The organism is Variovorax sp. P4_B11 (assembly GCF_056402355.1).
The window spans coordinates 1-10,232 of the sequence record NZ_JBFUHO010000113.1; the positions used below are offsets into that span (position 1 = coordinate 1).

The following is a 10,232-nucleotide window of genomic DNA, read 5'->3' on the forward strand; positions in this document are numbered from 1 at the left end:
GCGGCCAAGCGGCCAACCAGTGGCCGTTCACCTTCGACCAGGCGTCGACACAGAAGCCGACTGTCATCAAGACGGTCGACCTCGGCAAGCGACCGACCGCGGTGAAGGCAAGCCTGTACTCGACGCAGCGTGCCTGGATCGCGACCGAAGACGGCAGCCTGCAGATCTACAGCCTCGGCAACTACGCCTTCAACGGTTCTGCGGTTCCGACCGACATCGCGCTCAAGGGCTCGGTCGCGATCGGCAAGAACCCGACGGCGCTGGCCTATGTGAAGCACGATCCCGCCGAGCGCACCGATATCGGTACGTTGAACAACAACGTGATGGTGGTGTCGCGCGGCGACAAGAAGCTCCAGTGGGTGCACTTCAACACCGACAACAACAGCGGCTCGATCCGTCGCGAGTTGCAGGATTCGCGGCTCAAGGACCCGGTGTGGGCTGAGGATGCCGACAACCATGGCACCGAAGCCTACGTCCTGACGGTGGCGGACTATGAGGGCAAGCAGGCGTTGAACTACCGCTATGGGCCGGTCATATTCCACACCAACACGACCTCGGGCAGCGCCTGTCAGCCGCCGAACGGCTGCGGCATGTCCCAGGCTTTCGAGCTCGGCGGTGCGTTTGCGTTGCCCGGCAAGGCCTACCAGGTGACGGGCGCGAACGTGCCATGACCTGACGCAGTTCGCAGCTCGATCCACGACGGCCCGCTTCAAGCGGGCCGTTTTTTTTGTCGATTCAGCGCTTGCGGGCAGATCGGAACGGGCCCCGGGTGCCCGCGCGCCAGCATGGGCCATCGGCCTGACTTAAAATTCGCCCCCCTGGTTCGTGGGCGCGCAGCGCCCGACCGAGGCGACTCCCCGATGAATGCTCCGACCGCGTTGACGGCGTTGTTGTCGCAGGCCGCAGAGCCTGCGCGACTGCGTGAGATCCCCTACAACTACACCAGTTTTTCCGACCGCGAGATCGTGATTCGCCTGCTGGGCGAGCGCGGCTGGGACCTGCTCCAGAGCCTGCGCTCCGAACGCCGGACCGGCCGCTCGGCCCGCATGCTGTACGAGGTGCTGGGCGATATCTGGGTCGTTCAGCGCAACCCCTACCTGGTCGACGACCTGCTGGACAACCCGCGCCGCCGCAGCCAATTGGTGGAAGCGCTCAAGCACCGCCTGGGCGAAGTCGAGAAGCGGCGCACGCCCGACAGCGACGCCCAGCGCGACGTTTCCGTCGGCGAACTGACCGGTCTGGTGGCGCAGGCCGTGGCTTCCTTCGACGCCATGTTCCGCGAGATCGCGGCCCTGCGGCGCAAGGCCACGCGCGAACTGCGCCGGCTCACCGCCAAGGACAACATCAAGTTCGACGGCCTGTCGCGCGTGTCGCACGTGACCGACGCCACCGACTGGCGCGTCGAATACCCCTTTGTCGTGCTGACGCCCGACACCGAGGCCGAGATGGCCGGCCTGGTCAAGGGCTGCATCGAGCTCGGACTGACCATCGTGCCGCGCGGCGGCGGCACCGGCTACACCGGCGGCGCGATCCCGCTGACCTGGAACAGCGCGGTCATCAACACCGAGAAGCTCGAGGCCATGACCGAAGTCGAGATGCGCGCGCTGCCAGGCCTCGAGGCCCCGGTGCCGACCATCTGGACCGAGGCCGGGGTGGTGACCCAGCGCGTGGCCGATGCGGCCGAGCGCGCCGGCTTCGTGTTCGCGGTCGACCCGACCTCCGCCGAGGCCTCCTGCGTCGGCGGCAACGTGGCGATGAACGCCGGCGGCAAGAAGGCGGTGCTGTGGGGCACCGCGCTCGACAACCTGGCCTCGTGGCGGATGGTGACGCCGGACGCCGAGTGGCTCGAGGTCAGCCGGGTCGGCCACAACCTCGGCAAGATCCATGACGCCGACAGCGCGCTGTTCGAGCTCCAGTACTTCGCCGCCGACGGCAAGACCGCGCTGCGCGCCGAGCGGCTCGAGATCCCCGGCAAGACCTTCCGCAAGGAAGGCCTCGGCAAGGATGTGACCGACAAGTTCCTGTCGGGCCTGCCCGGCATCCAGAAGGAAGGCTGCGACGGCCTGATCACCAGCTGCCGCTGGATCGTGCACCGCATGCCGGCCCACACGCGCACGGTCTGCCTCGAGTTCTTCGGCAATGCCAAGGATGCGGTGCCCAGCATCGTCGAGATCAAGGACTTCATGTTCGCCGAGCAGAAGCGCTCGGGCGTGCTGCTTGCGGGCCTGGAGCACCTCGACGACCGCTATCTCAAGGCGGTCGGCTACGCGACCAAGTCCAAGCGCCATGGCGGTCTGCCGAAGATGGCGCTGTTCGGCGACATCGCCGGCGACGACGCCGACACCGTGGCGCGCGTGACCTCCGAGGTGGTGCGCATCGCCAACTCGCGCAGCGGCGAGGGCTTCATCGCGATCAGCCCTGAGGCGCGCAAGAAATTCTGGCTCGACCGCAAGCGCACCGCCGCCATCAGCAGGCACACCAACGCCTTCAAGATCAATGAGGACGTGGTGATCCCGCTGCCGCGGATGGCCGAATACACCGACGGCATCGAGCGCATCAACATCGAGCTGTCGTTGCAGAACAAGATCGCGCTGGCCGATGCGCTCGAGGACTTCCTCGCGCGCGGCAACCTGCCGCTGGGCATGCGCGAGGATGCCAACGACATCCCCGCGGCCGAGGTACTGGAAGGCCGCGTTTCCGAGGCGCTGGCGCTGGTGAGCGAGGTGAGAGCCCTGTGGCAGGGCTGGCTCGATCAGGTTCCGGCGCTGTTCCCGCAACTGCAGGACCATTCGCTGCGGGCGAGCTGGAAGACGCAGCTGCGCGAGCCACTGGCGGCGATCTTCACCGGCGCCGAGTTCGTGCCGATCCTGGCGGAGTGCAGGGAGATCCACCAGCGCATCCTCAAGGGCCGGGTCTGGATCGCGCTGCACATGCACGCCGGCGATGGCAATGTGCACACCAACATCCCGGTCAACAGCGACAACTACGAGATGCTGCAGTCCGCCCACGCGGCGGTCGTGCGCATCATGGCGCTGGCGCGCAGCCTCGACGGCGTGATTTCGGGCGAGCACGGCATCGGCATCACGAAGCTCGAGTTCCTGAGCGACGCCGAGCTGCAGCCCTTCACCGACTACAAGAAGAAGGTCGACCCCGAGGGCCGCTTCAACAAGGGCAAGCTGCTGCGCGGCAGCGAGCACGCCGGCCCGGACGGCCGTGCGCTGCATTCCGACCTGACCAACGCCTACACGCCGAGCTTCGGCCTGATGGGGCACGAGTCGCTCATCATGCAGCAGAGCGACATCGGCGCCATCGCCGACAGCGTCAAGGACTGCCTGCGCTGCGGCAAGTGCAAGCCGGTGTGTGCCACCCACGTGCCGCGCGCCAACCTGCTCTATTCGCCGCGCAACAAGATCCTCGCGACCTCGCTGCTGGTCGAGGCCTTCCTGTACGAGGAGCAGACCCGGCGCGGCATCAGCATCAAGCACTGGGAGGAGTTCGAGGACGTGGCCGACCATTGCACCGTGTGCCACAAGTGCCTGACGCCGTGCCCGGTCAACATCGACTTCGGCGATGTCTCGATGAACATGCGCAACCTGCTGCGCAAGATGGGGCAGAAGTCCTTCCGTCCCGGCAATGCGGCGGCGATGTTCTTTCTCAACGCGACCAACCCGCAGACCATCAAGATGATGCGCGCCGGCATGGTCGGCATCGGCTTCAAGGCCCAGCGCATGGCCAACGACCTGCTGCGCGGGTTGGCGAAGAAACAGACCGCCGCTCCGCCGGCGACGCTGGGTCCGGCGCCGATCAAGGAGCAGGTGATCCACTTCATCAACAAGAAGATGCCCGGTGGCTTGCCCAAGAAGACGGCGCGTGCGCTGCTCGACATCGAGGACGCCGACTACGTGCCGATCATCCGCAATCCGCAGGCGACCACACCCGAGACCGAGGCCGTGTTCTATTTCCCAGGTTGCGGTTCGGAGCGCCTGTTCTCGCAGGTGGGCCTGGCCACGCAGGCGATGCTGTGGCATGCCGGCGTCCAGACCGTGCTGCCCCCGGGCTACCTGTGCTGCGGCTATCCCCAGCGCGGCAGCGGACAGTTCGACCGCGCCGACAAGATGATCACCGACAACCGGGTGCTCTTCCACCGCGTCGCCAACACGCTGAACTACCTCGACATCAAGACCGTCGTGGTGAGCTGCGGGACCTGCTACGACCAGTTGCAGGGCTACCAGTTCGACAAGATCTTCCCGGGCTGCCGGATCATCGACATCCACGAGTATCTGCTCGAGAAGGGGATCACCCTGGCGGACTCCGCGGGTGCGGGCGGCGGCTACCTCTACCACGACCCCTGCCACACGCCCATGAAGCTGCAGGATCCCATGAAGACCGTGAAGGCGCTGGTCGGCGACAACGTGCTCAAGAACGACCGCTGCTGCGGCGAATCCGGCACGCTCGGCGTGACCCGTCCGGACATCTCGACGCAGATCCGCTTCCGCAAGGAAGAGGAACTGAAGAAGGGCGAGGCCGCGCTGCGCGATGCCGGCAAGGTTGCGCCGCAGGCCAACGTCAAGATCCTCACCAGCTGCCCGAGCTGCCTGCAGGGCCTGAGCCGCTACGGCAACGACCTGAACAACGGCCTGCTCGAAGCCGACTACATCGTGGTCGAGATGGCCAACAAGATCCTCGGCGCCGACTGGATGCCGGCGTACGTGGCCGCCGCCAACCAGGGCGGCATCGAACGCGTGCTGGTGTGAGCGCGCCGATGCTCGTGGCGGGTTGCCCGCTGTGCGATGCGACGGGCGGCCGGCTGGTCTTCCTGGGCGCGAGGCTGCGCGTCATCCATGCGGTCGAAGCGGGCTTCCCGGCCTTCTACCGGGTGGTTTGGACCGACCATGTGGCCGAGTGGTCCGACCTGGCGCCGATCGACCGTGCCCTGTGCATGGAGGCCGTGGCGGTGGTGGAGCAGTGCCTGCGCGATGCGCTGGCGCCGGTCAAGATCAACCTGGCCGCGCTCGGCAACATGGTGCCTCACCTGCATTGGCACGTGGTCGCGCGTTTCGAATGGGACAGCCGCTTTCCCTCGCCCGTGTGGGCCGAGGCCCGGCGCGCGGCCGACCCGCAGCGCGAGCAGGCGGTCGAGCATCAACTGCCGGCGCTGGAACGCGAGATGATCCGGCGTCTGGCGACAAGGAGTTTCTGATGGCAGGTTTGCAGGCGGGCGCACCGACGCCCCAGTCGATCACGGTGCACGGACAGTCGCGCGTGCTCGAAGTCGGATTTTCCGACGGCGCGGTCTTTCGCATCCCGTTCGAGCTGATGCGCATCTACTCGCCCTCGGCGGAGGTGCAGGGCCATGGACCCGGCCAGGAGGTGTTGCAGACCGGCAAGCGCGAGGTCGACCTGGTCGACCTGCAGCCGGTCGGCAACTATGCGGTCCAGCCGACTTTCAGCGATGGCCACGACACCGGGATCTATTCCTGGGACCTGCTGTATGACCTCGGTGCCCGGGAGGCCGAGCTGTGGGCCGAGTACGAGCGCCGCCTTGCCGCGGCGGGCGTCGATCGCGACGCACCCATGGCCGAAAAGTCGGCCGCTTCCGGCCACGGTGGGCACGCCTGCGGCAGTCATTGAGCAACGAAATTCCGGCATCCTTGCGGGATATCCGGGTTGATGTGAACGCTTCCGGCCTAACATCGGGGCTATGAGCACCACCCATTTCGGATTCGAATCGGTCGACGAAAGCGACAAGGCCAAGCGCGTGCGCGGGGTCTTCGATTCGGTCGCCTCGCGCTACGACCTCATGAACGACCTGATGTCGATGGGCCTTCACCGTGCCTGGAAGGCCTACACGGTGATGGTCGCCAACGTCGGCGAGGGCTCGAAGGTGCTGGACATCGCCGGCGGCACGGGCGACCTGGCTTTGGCCTTCGCCAAGAAGGTGGGCGCCAGCGGCGAGGTGGTTCACACCGACATCAATGAAGCCATGCTGCGCACCGGCCGCGACCGCCTGCTCGATGCCGGCGTCGCCTTGCCGACGCTGGTCTGCGATGCCGAGAAGCTGCCTTTCCCCGACAACCATTTCGACGTCGTGACGGTCGCCTTCGGGCTGCGCAACATGACCCACAAGGACGTCGCGCTGAAAGAAATGAACCGCGTGCTGAAGCCGCGCGGCAGGTTGCTGGTGCTCGAGTTCTCCAAGGTTGCCAAGCCGCTGCAGAAGGCCTACGACTGGTATTCGTTCAGCGTGCTGCCGCGTCTCGGCAAGGTGGTGGCCGGAGACGATGCCAGCTACCGCTATCTGGCCGAGTCGATTCGCATGCATCCGTCCCAGGAAGATCTCAAGACCCTCATGAAGGAGGGCGGTTTTGGTCATGTGGACTATCACAACATGACGGGCGGCGTGGTCGCCCTGCATGTTGGAATCAAGTGTTGAAGCTGTTTTTGGCCGTTGAGGAGACGTCATGAAGAATTTGGGTTCCTGGTTGTTGGTGTGCGCCTTGGCTGTCGTGAGCATCGACGCCAGTGCCGCCCGCATGGGTGGCGGTCGCTCGATCGGCAAGCAGTCCAGCAACGTGACGCAGCGCCAGGCCACGCCGCCTGCCTCCCCCACGACCCCGGGCGCGCCGGCGCAGAGCGCGACCAATACCGCTGCCAATCCTGCGACCGCGGCGCCGGCTGCGGCTGCACCGAAGCGGCCCTGGGCCGGAATGCTCGGCGGTCTCGCGGCCGGCCTGGGTCTGGCCTGGCTGGCCCATTCGCTCGGCCTCGGTGCCGCCTTCGGCAACATCCTGCTGATCGGTCTGCTGGTGCTGGCGGCCGTCGTCGTGTGGCGCATCTTCTCGGCCCGTTCGCGTGCCGCTGCGTCGCCGCGCGCCGGTGGCTTCGCCTTCCAGGGTGCGGGCAGCCCGGCGGATGCCACGGCGCCGCCGCAGTACAGCCCTCGCAACGTCGGCAACGATGCCTCGGCGCGGCCATGGGAGAGCAATGCCATCGCCTTCGAGCCCAGCGCGTCCCTGCCCGAGCATCCGGCCGACCGCACGGGCGGCTCGTCGATGGCCGGTGCCGCCGCTGCGGGCGGCAGCATGATCGGCTCGGCGCTGGCCGGACCGCAATCGTGGGGCATTCCCGCCGGCTTCGACACCGACGGCTTCCTGACGGCGGCCAAGCGCAACTTCGTGACCTTGCAGGATGCCTGGGACCGCGCCGACATCGGCACGCTGCGCTCGATGATGACCGACGGTATGGTCGGCGAGATCCGCCAGCAACTCGCCGAGCGCGAGACCCACACCGGTGGCCAGCCGAACAAGACCGAGGTCGTCATGCTCGATGCCAAGCTGCTCGGCATCGAGGAACTGCCCGATGCCTACCTGGCGAGCGTCGAGTTCTCCGGGATGATCCGCGAGGACGTGTCGGCCGGCCCGAGCCCGTTCCGCGAGGTCTGGAACATGACCAAGGACACCAAGGGCAGCAGCGGCTGGCTCGTGGCGGGCGTCCAGGCATTGCAGTAAGGCTCGCCCCCAGGTTGCCCGCACTTCGTGTCCGGGCGCCCACCCCCTACCGGGGGCGCAGCCAGCGGCCCGGCGAAGCCGGTTCCGCGGCTGCCCACGAACAGGCGTGCGCTGCGCGCCGCCGGAGAACAAACAAACACGGCGCCTCTCTTCTATCGGCCGGCGCAGCCAGGCCCGTTGGTGGAACACCGCGGAACCGGCTTCGCCGGGCCGCTGGTGTTGCCCCCGGTAGGGGGTGGGCGCCGGACACGAAGTGCGGGCAACCTGGGGGCGAGTTGATAATACGGAGATGGTTACACCATCGTCCCCATTTGCCTTTCTGGAAGACCTCGCCAACCGCGTCGGCAGTCGCCTGCAGCCGCCCCCTTGGGCGGTCCACGAGATCCAGCACCGTGCGGTGCTCTTTCTCAATCACGTGCTCCAGCAGGAACCCGAAGCCCAGCAGCGCTTGTTGCGGCTGCAGGGCCGTGTGGTGAAGTTCGAGTGGCGCTTTGTGACGATGCAGTTCGTCCCGACGCCAGCCGGCCTGCTCGACCTCGCGCCTGAAGGCGCCGCTTCCGAACTCACGCTGGCTGTCACCGAGGCGTCGCCTTTCGGCCTCGCCAGCGCCGCCTTCAAGGGCGAGAAGCCCGCGGTTCGCATCGAGGGCGACGTGCAGCTGGCCGCCGAGGTCAACTGGCTGGTCGACCATGTGCGCTGGGATGTCGAGGACGATCTGGCGCGGGCCATCGGCGACGTGCCGGCGCACACCATCGCCAGCGGCGCCCGCCGCGTGGTGGAGGCGCTGAGGCAGTTCGTCGGCCAGCGTCCGGGCAAGTCCGGCGGGCCTGCAGCCGAATGAGGCGGATCTACCGCGGCGTCTTCATCGTCTGGGTCGCACTGCGCTACGGCCTCGACGAACTCGTCCTCACGAGCTTCCAGAAGCCCTGGCTGCGGGTGGTGGCCCGCATCGTCTCGGTCGGTCGCAATCTCGATGCGCCGCGCGGCCAGCGGCTGCGCGAGGCGCTCGAGCGGCTGGGCCCGATCTTCGTCAAGTTCGGCCAGGTGCTGTCGACCCGGCGCGACCTGCTGCCGCCCGACATCGCCGACGAGCTGGCCTGGCTGCAGGACCGGGTGCCGCCGTTCCCTTCCAAGGTCGCGATCGCGACCATCGAGCGTGCGTTCCGGCGCCCGGTGAGCGACATCTTCGTGCAGTTCGACGAGACGCCGGTGGCCAGCGCGTCGATCGCGCAGGTGCATTTCGCCACGGTGCGCCTGGCCGACGGCTCGGTGCGCGAGGCGGCGGTCAAGGTGCTGCGCCCGGGCATGCGCGACGTGATCGAGAAGGACCTCGCGTTGATGGCGATGATGGCCGGCTGGGTCGAGGGCCTGTCGGCCGATGGCAAGCGCCTGAAGCCGCGCGAGGTCGTGGCCGAGTTCGACAAGTACCTGCACGACGAGCTCGACCTGGTGCGCGAGGCGGCCAATTCGGCCCAGCTCCGGCGCAACATGGAGAAGCTCAAGCTGGTGCTGATTCCCGAGATGTACTGGGACTTCTGCCATCCCGAGGTGATGGTGATGGAGCGCATGAAGGGCGTGCCGATCGCGCAACTCGACCGTCTTCGCGCGGCCGGCGTCGACATCCCGAAGCTGGCGCGCGACGGCGTCACGATCTTCTTCACCCAGGTCTTCCGCGATGGCTTCTTCCACGCCGACATGCATCCCGGCAACATCCAGGTCAGCCTGGAGCCAGAAAGCTTCGGGCGCTATGTCTCGCTCGACTTCGGCATCATCGGCACGCTGACCGAGTCGGACAAGGAATACCTGGCGCAGAACTTCGTGGCTTTCTTCCGCCGCGACTACAAGCGCGTGGCCGAGTTGCACCTCGAGAGCGGCTGGGTGCCTCACGGCACCCGCATCGACGAACTCGAGGCGGCGATCCGCACCGTCTGCGAGCCCTACTTCGACCGCCCGCTGAAGGAGATCTCGCTCGGCATGGTGCTGATGCGCCTGTTCCAGACCTCGCGCCGCTTCCATGTCGAGATCCAGCCGCAGCTGGTGCTGCTGCAGAAGACCTTGCTCAACATCGAGGGGCTGGGCCGCCAGCTCGATCCCGAGCTGGACCTCTGGCACACGGCCAAGCCCTTCCTCGAGAAGTGGATGACCGACCAGATCGGCCCGCGCAAGCTGCTCGAGCAGCTGCGCGCCGAGGCGCCGCGCTACGCGAAGCTGTTGCCGCAGCTGCCTCGACTGATGCACGATTTCCTGGAAAATCGACCGGCAGACCATCGCCACGAGCTGCTGGAGCTGCTGGCCGCCCAGAAGCGCACCAACCGGTTGTTGCAGGCGATCATCTACGGGGGGCTGGGCTTCGTGCTGGGACTGATCGCGATGCAGGTGCTGGTGCGCGTGCGTCTGTTCTGAGATCCGCGGCCGGCGCGCGGGGCAGGGGGCAGCCTTATAATCGAGGGCTTTGCGAGCGGCCGCCGGCCGCTCCTCTCGCTTCCAATCCCATGCCTATCTACGCCTACAAGTGCAGCGCCTGCGGCTTTGCCAAGGACGTGCTGCAGAAAATGTCCGATGCGCCGCTCTCGGAGTGCCCGGCTTGCGGCGCGAGTGCGTTCAGCAAGCAGCTCACGGCCGCCGGCTTCCAGCTCAAGGGCTCGGGCTGGTACGTGACCGATTTCCGCGATGGCGGCAAGAAGGGCGCCGACGGCGGCGACAAGACGGTCGCCAGCCCGGCGC

8 protein-coding genes and 1 pseudogene are annotated in these 10,232 nt (G+C 67.1%); all 9 read left to right on the forward strand.

The annotated features are described in order from the left end of the window. A pseudogene (locus tag AC1DYD_RS40240) lies at nt 1–671 on the forward strand (hypothetical protein); the annotation flags it as partial. 189 nt (nt 672–860) lie between these two features. Next, nucleotides 861–4,754 (forward strand): DUF3683 domain-containing protein, encoded by a 3,894-nt coding sequence (locus AC1DYD_RS40245; RefSeq protein ID WP_478178306.1) that lies wholly within the window; start codon nt 861–863, stop codon nt 4,752–4,754. Between the two features lie 8 nt (nt 4,755–4,762). Beyond that, nucleotides 4,763–5,200 (forward strand): HIT family protein, encoded by a 438-nt coding sequence (locus tag AC1DYD_RS40250; protein WP_478178313.1) that lies wholly within the window; start codon nt 4,763–4,765, stop codon nt 5,198–5,200. Next, the gene (locus AC1DYD_RS40255; RefSeq protein WP_478178307.1) at nt 5,200–5,631 is read left to right on the forward strand and encodes a gamma-butyrobetaine hydroxylase family protein; all 432 of its coding nucleotides are present in this window, start codon (nt 5,200–5,202) and stop codon (nt 5,629–5,631) included. Before AC1DYD_RS40250 ends, AC1DYD_RS40255 begins: the two co-directional genes overlap by 1 nt. Before the next feature lie 70 nt (nt 5,632–5,701). Continuing rightward, the gene (gene ubiE / locus AC1DYD_RS40260) at nt 5,702–6,433 is read left to right on the forward strand and encodes a bifunctional demethylmenaquinone methyltransferase/2-methoxy-6-polyprenyl-1,4-benzoquinol methylase UbiE (protein WP_478178308.1); all 732 of its coding nucleotides are present in this window, start codon (nt 5,702–5,704) and stop codon (nt 6,431–6,433) included. 28 nt (nt 6,434–6,461) lie between these two features. Then, nucleotides 6,462–7,508, forward strand: a complete 1,047-nt coding sequence (locus AC1DYD_RS40265; protein ID WP_478178309.1) for a Tim44 domain-containing protein — start codon at nt 6,462–6,464, stop codon at nt 7,506–7,508. 289 nt (nt 7,509–7,797) lie between these two features. Further along, on the forward strand, nt 7,798–8,349 hold the full coding sequence (locus AC1DYD_RS40270) for a ubiquinone biosynthesis accessory factor UbiJ (protein ID WP_478178310.1): 552 nt from the start codon (nt 7,798–7,800) through the stop codon (nt 8,347–8,349). Next, the gene (gene ubiB, locus AC1DYD_RS40275) at nt 8,346–9,911 is read left to right on the forward strand and encodes a ubiquinone biosynthesis regulatory protein kinase UbiB (RefSeq protein WP_478178311.1); all 1,566 of its coding nucleotides are present in this window, start codon (nt 8,346–8,348) and stop codon (nt 9,909–9,911) included. The genes AC1DYD_RS40270 and ubiB overlap by 4 nt, the downstream gene beginning before the upstream one ends. A gap of 89 nt (nt 9,912–10,000) precedes the next feature. After that, nucleotides 10,001–10,232 (forward strand): FmdB family zinc ribbon protein (locus AC1DYD_RS40280; protein ID WP_478178312.1); only part of this gene is annotated, 232 nt, incomplete at its 3' end.